Below are 16813 nucleotides of genomic sequence, written 5' to 3'. Positions count from 1 at the left end.
ATCCAGCCCCCGCAGCACCCACCCCCGGAGCCGCCCCCGGCCCCCCACCCTCCCGAGAGCCCCCCCCCCCCGAACACAGGAACGCCCCCTCCCCGACCCGAAGGCCGGAAAGGGGGCGCTCCCCAAGGGCTCTGCTACAACCTCAGTTGTCGCCGTCCTCGTCGATCAGGAAGCCCCGCATCGGTGCCGGAGCCTGCTGCATCGGCTGCGGCGGCTGCGGACGGACGGCCGCCATCGGCTGGGTCATCCCGGCCGGCTGCATCTGCGGCGCACCGCTGTTGCCACCGGCCGACTGCCCGCCGAAGCTCGGCGCCGAGGAGCTGCCGCCGAAGGAGCTGTTCCCGCCGAAGGACGGCGAGTTGCCCCCGAAGGACGGCTGGTTGCCACCGAAGCCCGGCGCACCGCTGCTCATCGCGCCGGCACCGGCCGGAGCCATCGACGAGGCCGCCGGCGGCAGCGAGGCGGTGGCGGGGATCCGCGGCGGGGCGAGCGAGTCGTCGGCCTGCGACTCCAGCTGGCGCAGCTGGGTCTCCAGGTACGACTTCAGTCGCGTGCGGTACTCACGCTCGAACGCCCGCAGGTCCTCGACCTTGCGCTCCAGCGTGGCCCGTGCCGACTCCAGCGAGCCCATCGCGACGCGGTGCTTCTCCTGGGCGTCCCGCTCCAGCGCGTCGGCCTTGGCACGGGCGTCGCGCTCCAGGCCCTCGGCGCGGCTGCGCGCCTCGCCGACGATCTTGTTGGCCTCGGAGCGGGCCTCGGAGATCGCCTGGTCGGCGGTCTGCTGAGCGAGCGCCAGCACGCGGGCGGCGCTGTCGCCGCCGGGGCCCTGCTGCTGCATCGGGGCGCCCATGGGGCCACCCATCTGCTGCGGGCCGCCCATGGGGCCGCCCATGGGCTGCATCTGCTGCTGGCCCATGCCCTGGCCCATCGGGTTGCCCATCTGCTGCGGGCCACCGGGGCCGCCCATGGGCTGGAGCATCTGACCGCCCATCGGCTGGACCAGCTGCTGCTGGCCGCCCATGGTCTGGTTCATCTGCTGCTGCGGGCCGCCGGCAGCGGGAAGCTGCGGGGCGGAGCCGGCGGGCAGGCCGAGGGGCTGGTTGCCCATCTGCTGCTGGGGGCCGGGGCCCATCTGCTGCTGCTGGGGACCACCCGGGCCCATCTGCTGCGGGCCGCCGGGGCCCATCTGCTGGGGGCCGCCCGGACCCTGCTGTCCGGGGACCGGCGGGCCGGATATGGCGGCGGGCACCGGAGCGCCGCCCTGTCGGGGCGCGTCCTGCTGCGGCTCCTTGCGGAGGTTGGCCTGGTTCTGCGCGGCGGCACGAGTCGCGGCGGCCAGCTTGGCACGCAGGTCCTCGTTCTCCCGGAGGAGGCGGGTCAGCTCCGCCTCGACCTCGTCGAGGAAGGCATCGACCTCGTCCTCGTCATAGCCTTCACGCAGGCGGACGGTCGTGAACTGCTTGTTCCGAACGTCCTCGGGGGTCAATGGCATCTCTTCACCTCAACGTGATCGTCGGCACACCGGCATCCTGTCGCATCGCTCACCTACGACTAGGGGTGCACAAGCGAGATCAGGACATACACAATGATCATCAGTACGAAGAAGGACAGGTCGAGCGCCACGCCCCCGAAACGCAACGGCGGAATGAGCCGCCGAAGAAGCTTGAGCGGCGGATCCGTGACAGTGTACGTGGCCTCCAGGACCAGGACCATGGCCTTGCCGGGCCGCCACGAACGCGCGAACTGGAAGACCCAGTCCATGACCAGTCGTACGAGCAGGAACACCAGGAAGACGGTCAGGGCGTAGTAGAGCACCGCCCACACGATGTCCATCGCGTTTCCCTCTCCCCGGTCCCGACATCTCGGGCCTGCCGCTCGTCACCTGTCGCTAAACCCACTGTTGATCAGATCCACACGTAAAGTCGTGGCCGGGTCAGCTCTGGTTGAAGAACCCACCCTCGGCGATCCGAGCCTTGTCCTCCGCCGTGACATCGACGTTAGCAGGCGACAGCAGGAACACCTTCTGTGTCACGCGCTCGATACTGCCGTGCAGACCGAAGACGAGTCCAGCGGCGAAGTCTACGAGGCGCTTCGCGTCGGTGTCGTCCATCTCGGTCAGATTCATGATCACGGGGGTTCCGCCACGGAACTGTTCCCCGATGGTACGGGCCTCGTTGTAGGTTCGGGGGTGCAGCGTGGTGATGCGGTAGGGCTCTCGTTCGTTCACGACCTTGGGCATGATCACCGGTGCGCTCTTCTCCAGGTTGTGGCGGCGTTCGGGTGTGATGGACGACACGGGGGCCATCCTCGGAGTCTCCTGGCGGATCGGCACCGCCGCGGGCACCGGTTGCGGGGTGATCGAGGAGACCGGGGCGGGCGCGGCGGCCGCCGGGGCCGGAGCCGGCCGGGGGATGTCCTCGGTCCGCTGGCCCGTCCGGATCGGTTCGGGGTCCGCGTCGTAGTCGTCGTCGGGGTCGTACCCCTGGCCGTCGTACGTCTCGTCCTCCACGAGGCCGAGGTAGACCGCCATCTTGCGCATCGCGCCGGCCATGCTCCTGTCTCCTCCGCTCATAGCCACCTCGCTGACGCTCGGTGGCGACTTCGCGATGCGCGCACCTTCTGATGGTCGCTCGCTTCGCTCTCTCCGCAAGGACCGGCTCCGTCCCGGCAGCCCGGGCTCGTGACGGCCCTGCCTGCGGATTCCGCGGTCCCTCCACGACGGCGTGTCAGCCCGACGGCCGGTCAGATGCGTGGAGTGGGGGCCGCGGAGCTGCGATCCACGGTTCGCTAGCGCTCCGAAGAGCTGCTAGATTCTGTCCTATTTTGTCCTGCTGTCTGATCTACTTACCCGGTGACGTTACCTGAGGGGTGACCTCACTCCGAGTACCGCCGTTCCGACGCGCACATGTGTCGCTCCCGCGGCAATCGCCTGCTCAAGGTCCCCGCTCATCCCTGCGGAGACCATGGTGGCAGCCGGATGGTCCGCCCGTACGGCGGTTGCGATTTCCGCCAGCCGATCGAAGGCGCGGGCCGGGTCCCCGGCCAGTGGTCCGGCCAGCGGAGCGACGGTCATCACACCGTCCAGACGCAGCCCGGGCGTGTCGGCGATCGCGTCGGCCAGTTGCGCGACGTCCTCCGGCGCGACCCCCGCCCGGTGTTCACCCTCCCCGTACGCCTTGTCCAGCGCCACCTGCACCAGGCAACCCAGCTCCGGGCGCTCCGACTTGAGCACCGCCGCGGAGAGCGACTCGACCAGCCGGAGCCGGTCCACCGAGTGGACGTGGTTCGCGTACCGGACGACCGAGCGGACCTTGTTGGTCTGCAGCTGGCCGACGAAGTGCCAGGAGAGAGGAAGGTTTCTGCACTGCTCCGCCTTGGGAGCGGCGTCCTGGTCGCGGTTCTCCGCGACGTCCGTCACACCGAGTCCGGCCAGCAGCGCGGTGTCCTCGGCGGGGTAGGTCTTGGTGACGACGACCAGCTTGACCTCACTCCGGGCGCGCCCGGCGGCCGCGCACGCGTCCGCGATCCGGCGCTCGACCACGTCGAGGTTGGTGCCGAGTTCCTCGTAGCGGGCCCGCTGGCCCTCCGTCAGGGCCTCGGCGAACCCGGTGCTTCCCGGGAACGGTCCGTAGATGTCGTTCGTCATCAGTGATCAGAGCCCAACCAGACGTAGCTCGCGAGCCGCCCGGTGCGCTGCTCGCGGCGATAGGAGTAGTGATCGGCGGATTCGAGGGTGCAGACCGATGATCGCACCAGCTCGTTGACCCCCGCCGCGGCCAGCTGGGCCGCGACTCCCTCCGGCACGTCCAGGGCCGGCGTGCCCCAGGAGGTCTCGGCGAAGGCCTCCGGCACCACTGCGGCGACCTCGGCCCGCAGCTGGGCCGGCACTTCGTAGCAGCGGCCGCAGACCGCCGGTCCGGTGGCGGCCGTGATCCGCGAGGGCTCCGCGCCCAGTTCGACCATCGCCCGGACGGCCGCGGGCACCACCCCGGCCGCCAGCCCGGGCCGGCCCGCGTGGGCCGCGCCCACCACGCCCGCCACCGGATCGGCCAGCAGCACCGGGGTGCAGTCGGCGGTGAGGACCGCCAGCGCGAGCGGCCGGTCGGAGACCACCGCGTCCACCGTCGGGGCCTGCCCGAGCGGCTGGCGCTCGGTCACCACGGCGACCTCGGCGCCGTGCACCTGGTTCATCCACACCACGTCGGCCGGGTCGAGGCCCAGCCTCCGGGCGGCCAGCGCCCGGTTCTCCCGCACGGCCAGCGGGTCGTCCCCCACCGCGCCGCCGAGGTTGAGCTCCCCGTACGGCGAAGTGCTCACCCCGCCCCACCGTGAGGTGAAGGCGAAGTGAGCACCCGCGCGGATCGCGTGATCGATCACTTAAGGAAGTCCGGGACGTCGAGTTCCTCGGCCGGGCTCTCCACGAACGGCTGCCGGGCCGGCTGCACCTGCGGCGGCACCGGGGCGGAGGCGGTGGTGGTGGCCGGGGTCTCGGCGGTCCGGCTCGGCGCGGAGGACGAGGACTCGCCCTCCGAACGGGACGTCACCGAGCCGATGGTCCCGTAGGGGCGGCCGGCCGGACGCTCCGGGGCGGCCGGCGGGGTGGCCGGGCGCTCCGGGGTGGTGGACTTGACGACCGGGTCGCGGACGATCGCCGGCGGCTGCCCGCCGTCGAAGCCCGCCGCGATGACGGTGACCCGGACCTCGTCGCCGAGCGCGTCGTCGATGACCGCACCGAAGATGATGTTCGCCTCGGGGTGGGCGGCCTCGCTGACCAGCTGGGCCGACTCGTTGATCTCGAACAGGCCGAGGTCGGAGCCGCCCGAGATGGACAGCAGCACGCCGCGGGCGCCGTCGATCGAGGCCTCCAGCAGCGGCGAGGAGATCGCCATCACGGCGGCGGCCTTGGCGCGGTCCTCGCCGCGGGCCGAGCCGATGCCCATGAGCGCCGAACCGGCGTCCGACATGACGGACTTGACGTCGGCGAAGTCGAGGTTGATCAGGCCCGGGGTGGTGATCAGGTCGGTGATGCCCTGGACACCGGAGAGCAGGACCTGGTCGGCCGAGCGGAACGCGTCGAGGACGCTGACCTGGCGGTCCGAGATGGACAGCAGCCGGTCGTTCGGGATCACGATGAGGGTGTCGACCTCTTCGCGCAGGGAGGCGATGCCGTCCTCGGCCTGGTTGGCCCGGCGGCGGCCCTCGAAGGTGAACGGGCGGGTGACCACACCGATCGTCAGGGCGCCCAGCGAGCGCGCGATGTTGGCGACGACGGGCGCGCCGCCCGTGCCCGTGCCACCGCCCTCGCCGGCGGTCACGAAGACCATGTCGGCCCCCTTGAGGACCTCCTCGATCTCCTCGCGGTGGTCCTCGGCGGCCTTGCGGCCGACCTCGGGGTTGGCGCCGGCGCCGAGGCCCCGGGTGAGTTCACGGCCCACATCGAGCTTGACGTCGGCGTCGCTCATCAGGAGGGCCTGCGCATCGGTGTTGATCGCGATGAACTCGACGCCCTTGAGACCGACCTCGATCATCCGGTTGATGGCGTTGACACCACCGCCGCCGATTCCGACGACCTTGATGACTGCGAGGTAGTTCTGCGGTGCTGCCACGTCGAAGGCCTCTCGCCTCGAATTTCCGGGTCGGCCCGACCCGGGGCGGGGCCGTACCGACGGATGTCGATGGGTAGGGAGCCTGGTTTCTGACTGTATGTCCGAAATGCCGACCGCCGACCCCAACCCTAAACTTGACCTTTAGGGTTAGTTCTGTGCCTCCGTCACATCACCAGGAAACACAGTCTGGTGACACAGGACACTAGGTGGCTCCAGGCACGTGTTTCAACGAACACGCCGAGCTTCCCTTTTTCTTTTGAGCCTATGTGATCATCGGCCGGCTTAGGAAACCGGGGGTGACCACCAAGAGTCGGGCCGACACTTCAAGGCGTCAACCCCTCCCTCAGGCAGAGAACCTACCGGATCATCCCGACACCGCCGGCGCCTCCGGCGCCGTCACGTCGAAGTTCGTGCCCTTCTGGTTCATCAGCGCGACCAGTACCCGGGCCTTCCGGTCGATCTGCTCCGGACTCCCCCAGCGCACCGTCGCACCCCCGCTGAGCTGCAACTGGATGTCGTCGTACGAGTGCACCAGCACCGAGCCGGCCCGCTTGGCGACCTCCGGCGGCAGGCCGGCGGCCACCGCCACCGCGCCCTGCACCAACTGCGAACGGGAGATCACCCCGTCCACGTCGTTCGCCTGCTGACTGAGTCGCAGCTCGACCACCGGAACGCCCTCCGGCGGGGCCGGTTCGGTGGCGAAGCTCACGCCCCCGGCATCCACCTGGGTGAACTGACCGTCATCGCCCTTGACCGCGGCTACGGCCTTGCGCTCCACGACCTTCACCCGCAGGGTGTGCGGCCAGCCCCGCCACACCTCGGCCCTGGCCACCCGGGGGATCGCCTCCACCCGGTGCTGGACGGCGTCCAGGTCCACGCGCGCCAGCGGCCCGTCGCCGAGCCCGCCGACCGCCTCGCGGACCTGGTCCGCCGTCAGCTTGTCGTCGCTCGCTCCCTGGACGGCGACCGTGCGCACGTCCAGGACCGAGGAGAAGAACACCAACCAGGCCAGCACGCCGAGCACCGCGGCGCCGAGCACGCCCAGCACCACGATGCCCCGCCGGGAGAGCCGGAGGCGGGGAGCGGACTCCTCCTCCTCCAACTCCTCCTCCAGCGGGTCGGCGAGCCGGCCGTCAGCCACGGCGGCGACCGCCGCGGTGCGCCTGGATCGCCTCGTAGACCATGCCGACCAGCAGGTCGTCGGCGTCCCGGCGGCCGAACTCGGCGGCCGACCGGCTCATGTCCCACAGCCGCTGCGGGTCGGTGAGCACCGGCAGCACGTTCTGCAGGACCCAGTCCGGGGTCAGCTCGGCGTCGTCCACCAGCAGACCGCCGCCGGCCTTGACCATCGGCTGGGCGTTCAGCCGCTGCTCGCCGTTGCCGATCGGCAGCGGGACGAAGGCGGCCGGCAGGCCGACGGCCGCCAGCTCGGCCACCGTCATGGCGCCGGCCCGGCAGAGCATCATGTCGGCGGCCGCGTAGGCGAGGTCCATCCGGTCCAGGTACGGCACCGGGCGGTACGGCGGCATCCCGGGGACGTCCGCCACCTGCGGCAGCTCGTTCTTCGGGCCGACCGCGTGCAGGATCTGCACGCCGTACTGCTGGAGCCGGGGGGCGATCGCGGTGATCGTCTCGTTGAGCCGGCGGGCGCCCTGGGAGCCGCCGGAGACCAGCAGGGTGGGCAGCCGCTGGTCGAGGCCGAAGTACTGGCGGGCCTCGGGGCGGGCCGCGGCGCGGTCCAGGGTGGCGATGGTCCGGCGCAGCGGGATGCCGATGTACCGGGAGTCGCGCAGCTTGCTGTCCGGCGTGGAGACCGCCACGAAGTCGCTGTAGCGGGCACCGATCTTGTTGGCCAGGCCCGGGCGGGCGTTCGCCTCGTGCACCACGATCGGCACCCCGGCCCGCTTGGCGGCCAGGTACGCCGGCATCGCGACGTAGCCGCCGAAGCCGACCACGGCGTCCGCGTTGACCCGCTCGATGATCTCCTGGGCGGCCCGGACGGTGCCGCGCAGCCGGCCGGGGACGGTGATCAGCTCCGGGGTGGGCTTGCGGGGCAGCGGGACGGCCGGGATGAGCTCCAGCTGGTAGCCGCGCTCGGGTACCAGCCGGGTCTCCAGTCCGCGCTCGGTGCCCAGGGCGGTGATCCCGACGGACGGGTCGTGCCTGCGGAGGGCATCCGCGAGGGCCATGGCCGGCTCGATGTGACCGGCGGTCCCCCCGCCGGCGAGTACGACATGCACCGAAATTCACCGCTCCCTGCGTGCCGGCCCCGGGGCCGGGCGCGCTGTGGTTCGTCGTCGTGGCAGCACCCGGGCCAGTTGTCTCCTGATCCGGGAGTTCTTGCTCCGGGCGGCCAGGGCCGCCTTCGCGCCGGAGGTGCTGCGCGCCAGGCACAGCAGCACACCGATCGCGGACATGGCCGACAGCATGGCGGAACCGCCGTAGGAGAACAGCGGGAGCGGGACGCCCGCGATGGGCAGCAGTCCCAGCGCCGACCCCAGGTTGATCATGGCCTGCGCCATGATCCAGGTGGTGGCGGCTCCCGCGGCGTACCTGACGAAGGGGTCCTTCGTACCGATGGCCACACGGATACCCGCGTAGCCTAGTGCCGCGAAGAGACCGAGGACCGACAGCGTCCCCACCAGACCGAGTTCCTCACCGGTCGCGGCGAAGATGAAGTCGGTGTGCGCCTCGGGCAGCTGGCCCCATTTCTCCACGCCGGCGCCGAGGCCGGTGCCGAAGCCGCCGCCGTTGGCGAACGCGAAGACGCCGTGCAGGGCCTGGAAGCAGGCTCCCTCCGGGTCGATCTTGGTGACGCCGATGCAGCCCAGCCGTTCCGCCCGGTGCGGCACGGTGACCACCAGCGCGGTGCAGACCACCACCGCCACCCCGAGGGTGGCCACGAACAGCCGCAGCGGCGCGCCGACCATCCAGAGCAGCGCGAACACCATGGCCACCAGGATCATCGAGGTGCCCATGTCGCCGCCGAACATGATCAGCGCGAGCAGCAGCAGGGCCCCCGGCACCAGCGGCACCAGCAGGTGCTTCCACGAGTTGAGGGTGCCGGCCTTCTGCTTGCGGGCGAGCAGGTCGGCGCCCCAGAGCACCAGCGCGAGCTTGGCGAACTCCGAGGGCTGGAACTGGAAGAAGCCGAAGTCCAGCCAGTTCTGGTTGCCGTTGATCCGCACCCCGATGCCGGGGATGGCGACCAGGGTGAGGGCGCCGATCACGGCGATCATCACCGGGTAGGTGATCACCCGCAGCACCGCCACCGGCACGGAGGCGAAGCCGATCAGCAGGACCAGGCCGAGGATGGCCGCGATCGACTGCTTGAGGAAGTAGTACTGCGCCGTGTGGTGCTGGTTCAGGGCGAGGATCTGCGAGGCCGAGAAGACCATCATCAGGCCCAGCACCACCAGCAGCAGGGTGCTGCCGACGACCAGCAGGTACGGGGTGAGCGGCCGGTCCAGCCAGTACCGCACCCGGGCCCGGAAGGCCTGGACGCGGGCCAGCGGACCGGCCGACTTGTACTTCGTCGTGGTGGCGGAGATCACTCTCATCGGCTCGGCGGCATCCCGCTTCACAACGCCGGAATCCGCTCTGCCCTGCCCCGCCACCGCTCCCCGCTCACTCTCTCCGTCCGACTACCGCGCCGGCCCGCCTACTCGCCCGCCAGCTCCCGCACGGACGCCGCGAAGAGGTCGCCGCGCTCGCCGTAGTTGGTGAACATGTCCATCGAGGCGCAGGCCGGTGCCAGCAGCACCGTGTCACCCGATCGGGCGAGCGACGCGGCCGTTCGAACGACCTCGGCCATCGCCACCGCGCCAGTCTGGCCCTCGGCCGCCTCGATCACCGGCACATCCGGAGCGTGTCGCTCCAGGGCCTCCCGGATCACCGCGCGGTCCTGGCCGATCAGGACCACCGCGCGCAGCCGCTCGGCCGCGCCCCGCACCAGGTCGTCGAAGGTCGCGCCCTTGGCCAGGCCCCCGGCGATCCAGACGATCGGCCGGTAGGCGGCCAGCGAGGCGGCCGCCGCGTGGGTGTTGGTGGCCTTGGAGTCGTCGACGTACGTGACCTCACGGACCGTGCCGACCTCGGCGATCCGGTGGGCGTCCGGGCGGAAGGCCCGCAGACCCTCCCGGACGGCCTTCGGCTCGACGCCGTACGCCCGGGCCAGCGCCGCCGCGGCGAGCGCGTTGGCGATGTTGTGCGGGGCCGGCGGGTGCACGTCCTCGACGGCGCCCAGCTCGGCCGCGTTCTTGGCCCGGTCCTCGACGAAGGCCCGGTCCACCAGCAGCCCGTCCACCACGCCGAAGTTCGACGGGCCGGGCGCGCCGAGGCCGAAGCCGACCGCCCGGCAGCCCTCCTCGACGTCGGCCTCGCGGACCAGCGCCTCGGTGGCCGGGTCGGCCAGGTTGTACACGCAGGCGACGACGTTGCCCTCGTAGATCCGGCCCTTGTCGGCGGCGTACGCCTCCATCGAGCCGTGCCAGTCGAGGTGGTCGGGCGCCAGGTTGAGCACCGCCGCCGAGTACGGGCGCAGCGAGGGCGCCCAGTGCAGCTGGTAGCTGGAGAGCTCGACGGCGAGCACGTCGTACGGCTCCTCGGCGAGCACCGCGTCCAGCACCGAGACCCCGACGTTGCCGACCGCGGCGGTGCGCTTGCCGGCGGCGGTGAGGATCGAGGCGAGCATCTGGACGGTGGTGGTCTTGCCGTTGGTGCCGGTGACGGCCAGCCAGGGGGCGGGCTCGCCGGTGCCGGGCAGCGGCCTGCGCAGCCGCCAGGCCAGCTCGACGTCCCCCCAGACCGGCACCCCGGCCGCCTCGGCGGCGGCGAACAGCGGGCTGTCCGGCGCCCAGCCGGGCGAGGTGACGATCAGCTCGGTGCCCTCGGGCAGGCTCGCGCCGTCGCCGAGCCGCACGGTGACGCCCAGCGCCTCCAGCCCGGCGGCCCGGGCGGCCAGGCCGGGCCCGCTGCCGCCGTCCACCACGGTGACCCGGGAGCCGAGGCCGTGCAGGACGCGCGCGGCGCTGATGCCCGAGACGCCGAGCCCGGCGACGACGACCGACAGGCCGGCGAAGTCCGGGTTGGCCGGGTCGGCCGGGGCCCGGCCGGTCAGGTCGGGGTCTGTCATCCGGTCACCCATCCCGCGTAGAACAGGCCGAGGCCGACGGCGACGCAGAGGCCCTGGATGATCCAGAACCGGACCACGATCAGGACTTCGGTCCAGCCCTTGAGTTCGAAGTGGTGCTGCAACGGCGCCATCTTGAAGACGCGCTTGCCGGTCATCCGGAAGGAACCGACCTGGATGATCACCGAGAGGGTGATGATCACGTAGAGGCCGCCGAGCAGGGCGAGCAGCAGCTCGGTGCGGGAGCAGATCGCCAGGCCGGCCAGGGCGCCGCCGAGGGCGAGCGAGCCGGTGTCACCCATGAAGATCTTGGCGGGCGAGGTGTTCCACCACAGGAAGCCGAAGCAGGAGCCCATCAGGGCGGAGGCCACGACGGCGAGGTCCAGCGGGTCGCGGATGTCGTAGCAGTTGGCGGTCGCGGTGATGGCGTAGGCGCAGCTCTGGGTGTGCTCCCAGATGCCGATGAAGGTGTAGGCGCCGAAGACCATCACCGAGGCACCGGTGGCGAGGCCGTCCAGACCGTCCGTCAGGTTCACGCCGTTCGACATCGCGGCGATCATGAAGTACGCGAAGATGACGAACAGGACGGGGCCGATCGCCCACTTGAAGTCCCGGACGAAGGACAGGCTCTGGGACGCCGGGTTGAGGCCGCGGTCGTCCGGGAACTGCATCGCCAGGACGGCGAACCCGAGGCCGACGATCGACTGGCCGGCCAGCTTCGCCTTGGCCCGCAGGCCCAGCGAGCGGCGCTTGACCACCTTGATGTAGTCGTCCAGGAAGCCGACCAGGCCCAGACCCGCGGTCAGGAAGAGCACCAGCAGCCCGGAGGCCGTCGGGCTCTCGCCCGTTATCGCCTTCGTGGCGAAGTACGCGATCAGGGTCGCCAGGATGAAGGCGATGCCGCCCATGGTGGGCGTGCCCTTCTTGCTGTGGTGCGCCTTGGGGCCGTCGTCACGGATGTACTGGCCGTAGCCGTGCTTCGCGAGCACCTTGATCAGGGCCGGGGTGCCGAGCAGCGACAGGATGAGACCGATCATCCCGGAGAAAAGGATCTGCTTCATTATTCGGCCACACCGTCCGCCAGGAGGGCCTCGGCCACCTTCTCCAGCCCCACCGAACGGGAAGCCTTCACCAGGACCACATCCCCCGGCCGAAGCTGACTGCGCAGCAGCTCGACCGCCGCGTCCGCGTCGGACACCAGCACCGACTCCTCACCCCACGAACCTTCGTTCCTCGCGCCGAGTTCCATGCAGGCCGCCTCGCGTCCGCCGACCGCCACCAGCTTGGTGACGTCCAGCCGGACGGCGAGCCGCCCGATGGCGTCGTGCTCGGCCAGGCTCTCCTCGCCGAGCTCCCGCATCTCGCCGAGCACCGCCCAGGTGCGGCGGCGCTCCGGACCCCGGCCCCCCATCGAGACGAGCGCCCGCAGCGCGGCCCGCATCGAGTCGGGGTTCGCGTTGTAGGCGTCGTTCACGACGGTGACACCGTCGGCCCGGTCGACGACCTCCATGCGCCAGCGGGACAGCGCACCCGCTTCGCCCAGGGCTGCCGCGGTGTCGTCGACGGACATCCCGAGCTCCACCGCCACCGCGGCGGCGGCGAGGGCGTTCGAGACGTGGTGCTCACCGTACAGGCGCAGCTGCACGGGCGCGGAACCGGCCGGGGTGGTGAGCGTGAACGATGGCCGCCCGGTGGCGTCCAGGCGAACGTCGGTGGCCCGCACGTGGGCGTCCGGTGATTCCCCGAACAGGACCACCTTCGCCCTGGTACGGGAGGCCATCGCGCGCACCAGCCGGTCGTCCGCGTTGAGGATCGCGGCGCCGTCGGCGGGCAGTGCCTCGACCAGTTCGCCCTTGGCCTCGGCGATCGCCTCCTGGGAGCCGAACTCGCCGACGTGGGCGGTGCCGACGTTGAGGACCACGCCGATCCGGGGCGGGGTGATCGAGGTGAGGTACTCGATGTCGCCCTTGTGCCGGGCGCCCATCTCCAGCACCAGGTGCCGGGTGTCGGCCTCGACCCGCAGCGCGGTCATCGGGTGGCCGATCTCGTTGTTGAGCGAGCCGGGCGGGAAGACGGTCGCGCCGCGGTGCCGGAGCAGCTGGGCGATCAGGTCCTTGGTGCTGGTCTTGCCGGCCGAGCCGGTCATCGCGACCACGGCGGTGCCCTCGGCACGGGCGACCACGGCGCGGGCCAGCCGGCCGAGCGCCTCCACCACACTGTCCACCAGGACGGCGGGCACGCCGACCGGGCGGGAGGCCAGCACCGCGACGGCGCCGTCCCCGACCGCCTTGGCCGCGTAGTCGTGGCCGTCCACGTTCTCGCCGACGAAGGCCGCGAACAGGCCGCCGGGGCTCACCTTCCGCGAGTCGACCTCGACCGGTCCGGTGACCACGGCGTCCGGGTCGGCGCCGTCCAGCGTGCCTCCGACGGCGGCGGCCACCTCGGCGAGGGTCAGTGCGATCACTGCTGCTCTACTCCTCGGTCGCCCCGTGCGGCCGTGGTCCGCGCGATGGATTCGCGCAGCACCTCCCGGTCGTCGAAGGGGCGGATCTCGTCTCGTACGTACTGGCCGAGCTCGTGGCCCTTGCCTGCCACCAGCACGGTGTCCCCCGCCCGGGCGCCGGCGACGGCGAGCTCGATCGCCTCGGCCCGGTCGGGGACGACCAGGACGGCCCCGCGCTCGGCCTCGGGCACCGCGGCGGCGCCGGTCAGCATGGTGGCGAGGATCGCCAGCGGGTCCTCGCTGCGCGGGTTGTCACTGGTCAGCAGGGCGGTGTCGGCCAGGCGGGCGGCGATGGCGCCCATCGGGCCGCGCTTGTGCGGGTCGCGGTCGCCGCCGCAGCCGACGACGACGTGCAGCCGGCCCTCGGTGACCTCGCGCAGCGAGGCGAGGACGGCCTTGAGGGCGTCCGGCTTGTGCGCGTAGTCGACGACGGCGACGAACGGCTGTCCGGCGTCCACCCGCTCCAGCCGGCCGGGCACGCCGGGGACGGCGGCCACGCCGGCCACCGCCCGCTCCAGCGGCAGCCCGGCGGCGACCAGCACGGTGATCGCGGCGAGCGCGTTGGCGACGTTGAACGGGCCGGGCAGCGGGACGGAGGCCTCGGCCTCGGCGCCCTCCGGGCCCAGCACCCGGAACGTGGAGCCGACCGGGCCCAGCCGGACGTCCACGGCACGCCAGTCGGCCTCGGCGGCACCGGTGGCCGAGAAGGTGGTCACCGGGATCTTGGCCTCGGCGGCGAGCCGGCGGCCGTACTCGTCGTCCAGGTTGACCACGCCGAGGCGGGACTTGCCGGGCTGGAAGAGCCGGGCCTTCGCCTGGAAGTAGTCCTCCATGTCCGGGTGGAAGTCGAGGTGCTCGGGGGTCAGGTTGTTGAACAGCGCGACGTCGTACGCGACCCCGTCGGTGCGGCCGAAGACCAGGGCGTGGCTGGAGACCTCCATGGTCACCGCGTCGGCGCCGCGCTCGGCCATCACGCCGAGGATCGCGTGCAGGTCGGTGGCCTCGGGGGTGGTGCGCTCGCTCTTGATCCGCTCCTCGCCGACCCGCATCTCGACGGTGCCGATCACGCCCGGGCTGCGCCCGGCGCCGCGCAGGCCGCCCTCGACCAGGTACGAGGTGGTGGTCTTGCCGTTGGTGCCGGTCAGCCCGATCATCAGCAGCCGCTCGGAGGGACGGCCGTAGACGATCGCGGCCAGCTCGCCCATGACGGCCCGCGGCCGGTCCACGACCAGCAGGGGCAGCCCGGTGGGGGCCGCGATCTCGGCGCCGGCCGGGTCGGTGAGCACCGCCACCGCGCCGGCCTCGGCGGCCTTGGCGGCGAACGCCGCGCCGTGGTGGTTGGCGCCCGGGAAGGCCACGTACACGTCGCCCGGCCGGACGGCGCGGGAGTCGTGGGTGACGCCGCCGACGGCGCCGCCCTCGACGGGCGGCAGGCCCAGTTCGGCGGCCAGCTTCGCGAGCGGCAGGGCGGTCGTCCCGGTCGGGCGGGGCGGACTCACGGTGGTTTGATCGGGTTTCGGCACGGCGGGAAGGCTATCCGCCGAAGGGTGTCCAGGGCCAAACCGGCCCTCCGCCGCGCCGTGCTCCAGCCCGGCCCGTTCGTTGCTCATCACTCGCTCACGGCTTCCAGTCGACGGTGAGGTTGGGCGCCTGGCTGCCGCTCGGCGGGACCTGCATGGTCTTCAGGGTGAACTCCATCACCTGCTTGAACACCGGGCCGCACAGCTGGCCGCCGAAGTGGCCGTTGACCGGGCCCTGCAGGGTGCAGGAGACGGTGTACCGGGGGGCGTCGGCGGGGGCGAAGCCGATGAAGGAGGCGGTGTAGCCGTCGTAGCCGACGCCGTTGGCGGCGCCCCGGTTGGCGGTGCCGGTCTTGCCCGCGACCCGGTAGCCGGGGATCGCGGCCTTGCCGCCGGTGCCCTGCTCGTCGTCGACCACCGACTCCAGCATCGAGGTGAGGGTCTTGGCCGTCTCCGGGCTGACCACCCTGGTCTGCTCCCCCGGCGAACTCGGCTTGTACGTGCCGTTCGGGTCGGTGACGCCCTGGACGATGCTGGGCGCGACCCGCACCCCGCCGTTGGCGATGGTCGAGTAGACCGAGGTCGCCTGGAGCGCGTTCATCTGCATCGGGCCCTGGCCGAAGGAGATGTTGTACTTCTCCGACGCGACCAGGTCCTCCGGCTTCTTGAGCTTGCCGGCCGTCTCCCCGGGGAAGCCCAGGCCGGTCGGCTCGGCCACGCCGAACTTGCGCATGTAGCCGTCCAGGACCTTGTTGGCCTCCAGCTGGTCACCGCCGCCGAGGGTCTCCACGGCCTCGATGGTGCCGATGTTGGAGGACTTGGCCAGCACCCCGGCCAGCGTCAGGTACCAGGTGTCGTGGTCGACGTCGTCCTTGAACTGCTGCCCGGCCCGGACCAGCCGGTTGGGCACGGTGACCTTGGTGTCCCAGGTGGCCTTGCCGGAGTCCAGCACGGCGGCCATGCTCATCAGCTTGGCGGTGCTGCCCGGCTCGTACGCGTCGCCCAGGGCGGGGTTGCCCAGGTTGGCCTGCTTGGACAGGCTCAGGTCGTTCGGGTTGAAGCCGGGCGCGGTGGCCATCGCGATGACCTGACCGGTCTTCACGTCCTGGACCACCACGTAGCCCTTCTCCGCGCCGGAGTTGGCCACCTGGTCGGTGATCGCCCGCTGGGCGGCCCACTGGACGTCCCGGTTGATGGTCAGCTTGACGTCGCTGCCCGGCACGGCCGGGTCCATCGAGCCCCCGGCGGTGGGCACCAGCCGCCCGCCCGACTGGGCGTAGCTGCTGTGGCCGTCCTTGCCGGCCAGCAGCTTCTGGTACTGGAGCTCCAGGCCGCCGGCGCCCTCGCCCTCGGCGTTGACGAAGCCGACCAGGTTGGCGGCCAGCCCGTCCGCCGGGTAGATCCGCTTCTGGGTCTCCCGGTTGAACACGCCGGCCAGCGGGTTGGCGCACTCGTTGTCCACCCGGGTGCGCCCGCCCTGGTCGGCGGGCTTGCCGAGCAGCTTCTTCTGGGCCTGGCAGGCCCGCGAGCCGGCCTGCTTCTCCAGGCCCGACTTGAGGTCGCTGATCTGCTTCTTGGCGGCCGGGGTCTGCTGGGCCGCGAGCCGCTTGTAGCGGGTCTTGGGGGTGTGCAGGTCGGCGGCGATCTTCTCCTTGGGCACGCCGAGGATCGGCGACAGCAGCGCGGCCGCCTGCTCCGGCGCGTCCGGGATGCCGGTCGCCTCGGGGGTGAACATCGCCGGGTCGGCGGTGATGTCGTACGCGTCCACGGTGGCCGCCAGCGCGACCCCGTCGGAGGACGTTATCGAGCCGCGTTCGGCGGTGATCGGGATGTTCAGGTAGCGGTTGGTGTTGGCGTCGGCGGCCAGCGCGTCGGCGTCCACCAGCTGGAGCTGCACCAGGCGGCCCGCGAAGACGGAGAACACCAGCGACAGCACCACGGTGATCACCCGCAGCCGGCAGGTGACGGCCACGGACGGAGTTCATCAGACAACAGCCCTTGCCAGGGCCGGTTTCCGTGTTTGATCGGCCCCGAGCGGTCCGCCGGTCGGCGT

General features: G+C 71.8%; 14 protein-coding genes. All 14 read right to left on the bottom strand.

The genetic code is table 11. The features are described from left to right. Nucleotides 1–142: 142 nt before the first annotated feature. Complete coding sequence (locus AB0E96_RS25575) at nucleotides 143–1492, bottom strand: DivIVA domain-containing protein (RefSeq protein ID WP_359827647.1); 1350 nt, start codon at nucleotides 1490–1492, stop codon at nucleotides 143–145. A gap of 59 nt (nucleotides 1493–1551) precedes the next feature. Continuing rightward, on the bottom strand, nucleotides 1552–1833 hold the full coding sequence (locus AB0E96_RS25570) for a YggT family protein (protein WP_030060143.1): 282 nt from the start codon (nucleotides 1831–1833) through the stop codon (nucleotides 1552–1554). Nucleotides 1834–1933: 100 nt separating this feature from the next. After that, nucleotides 1934–2551, bottom strand: a complete 618-nt coding sequence (sepF, locus tag AB0E96_RS25565; protein ID WP_224276937.1) for a cell division protein SepF — start codon at nucleotides 2549–2551, stop codon at nucleotides 1934–1936. Between the two features lie 306 nt (nucleotides 2552–2857). Next, nucleotides 2858–3646, bottom strand: a complete 789-nt coding sequence (locus tag AB0E96_RS25560) for a YggS family pyridoxal phosphate-dependent enzyme (protein ID WP_359827645.1) — start codon at nucleotides 3644–3646, stop codon at nucleotides 2858–2860. Further along, the gene (gene pgeF / locus AB0E96_RS25555) at nucleotides 3646–4377 is read right to left on the bottom strand and encodes a peptidoglycan editing factor PgeF (protein WP_359827644.1); all 732 of its coding nucleotides are present in this window, start codon (nucleotides 4375–4377) and stop codon (nucleotides 3646–3648) included. The genes AB0E96_RS25560 and pgeF overlap by 1 nt, the downstream gene beginning before the upstream one ends. After that, the gene (gene ftsZ / locus AB0E96_RS25550; protein WP_359827642.1) at nucleotides 4374–5606 is read right to left on the bottom strand and encodes a cell division protein FtsZ; all 1233 of its coding nucleotides are present in this window, start codon (nucleotides 5604–5606) and stop codon (nucleotides 4374–4376) included. The genes pgeF and ftsZ overlap by 4 nt, the downstream gene beginning before the upstream one ends. A gap of 364 nt (nucleotides 5607–5970) precedes the next feature. Continuing rightward, nucleotides 5971–6747, bottom strand: a complete 777-nt coding sequence (locus AB0E96_RS25545) for an FtsQ-type POTRA domain-containing protein (protein WP_359827640.1) — start codon at nucleotides 6745–6747, stop codon at nucleotides 5971–5973. After that, nucleotides 6740–7846, bottom strand: a complete 1107-nt coding sequence (gene murG, locus AB0E96_RS25540) for an undecaprenyldiphospho-muramoylpentapeptide beta-N-acetylglucosaminyltransferase (protein WP_355249876.1) — start codon at nucleotides 7844–7846, stop codon at nucleotides 6740–6742. Before murG ends, AB0E96_RS25545 begins: the two co-directional genes overlap by 8 nt. 6 nt (nucleotides 7847–7852) lie before the next feature. Beyond that, nucleotides 7853–9166, bottom strand: coding sequence for a putative lipid II flippase FtsW (ftsW, locus tag AB0E96_RS25535; protein WP_359827638.1), 1314 nt, complete (start codon nucleotides 9164–9166; stop codon nucleotides 7853–7855). Nucleotides 9167–9267: 101 nt separating this feature from the next. After that, on the bottom strand, nucleotides 9268–10740 hold the full coding sequence (gene murD / locus AB0E96_RS25530; RefSeq protein ID WP_359827636.1) for a UDP-N-acetylmuramoyl-L-alanine--D-glutamate ligase: 1473 nt from the start codon (nucleotides 10738–10740) through the stop codon (nucleotides 9268–9270). Then, nucleotides 10737–11798, bottom strand: a complete 1062-nt coding sequence (gene mraY, locus AB0E96_RS25525) for a phospho-N-acetylmuramoyl-pentapeptide-transferase (protein WP_359827635.1) — start codon at nucleotides 11796–11798, stop codon at nucleotides 10737–10739. The genes murD and mraY overlap by 4 nt, the downstream gene beginning before the upstream one ends. Beyond that, nucleotides 11798–13201, bottom strand: a complete 1404-nt coding sequence (gene murF / locus AB0E96_RS25520; protein WP_359827634.1) for a UDP-N-acetylmuramoyl-tripeptide--D-alanyl-D-alanine ligase — start codon at nucleotides 13199–13201, stop codon at nucleotides 11798–11800. Before murF ends, mraY begins: the two co-directional genes overlap by 1 nt. Further along, nucleotides 13198–14850: a UDP-N-acetylmuramoyl-L-alanyl-D-glutamate--2,6-diaminopimelate ligase gene (locus AB0E96_RS25515; protein WP_359827633.1), complete on the bottom strand. Its 1653-nt coding sequence runs from the start codon at nucleotides 14848–14850 to the stop codon at nucleotides 13198–13200. Before AB0E96_RS25515 ends, murF begins: the two co-directional genes overlap by 4 nt. 7 nt (nucleotides 14851–14857) lie before the next feature. Further along, a complete protein-coding gene (locus AB0E96_RS25510) occupies nucleotides 14858–16732 on the bottom strand; it encodes a penicillin-binding protein 2 (RefSeq protein WP_359827632.1) in 1875 nt (624 codons plus the stop codon). Nucleotides 16733–16813 lie beyond the last annotated feature (81 nt).

It is taken from the genome of Kitasatospora sp. NPDC036755, assembly GCF_040636595.1.
GTDB lineage: Bacteria > Actinomycetota > Actinomycetes > Streptomycetales > Streptomycetaceae > Kitasatospora.
The sequence above is the reverse complement of the archived record's forward strand: the minus strand, read 5'-3'. Positions and strand labels throughout refer to the sequence as shown.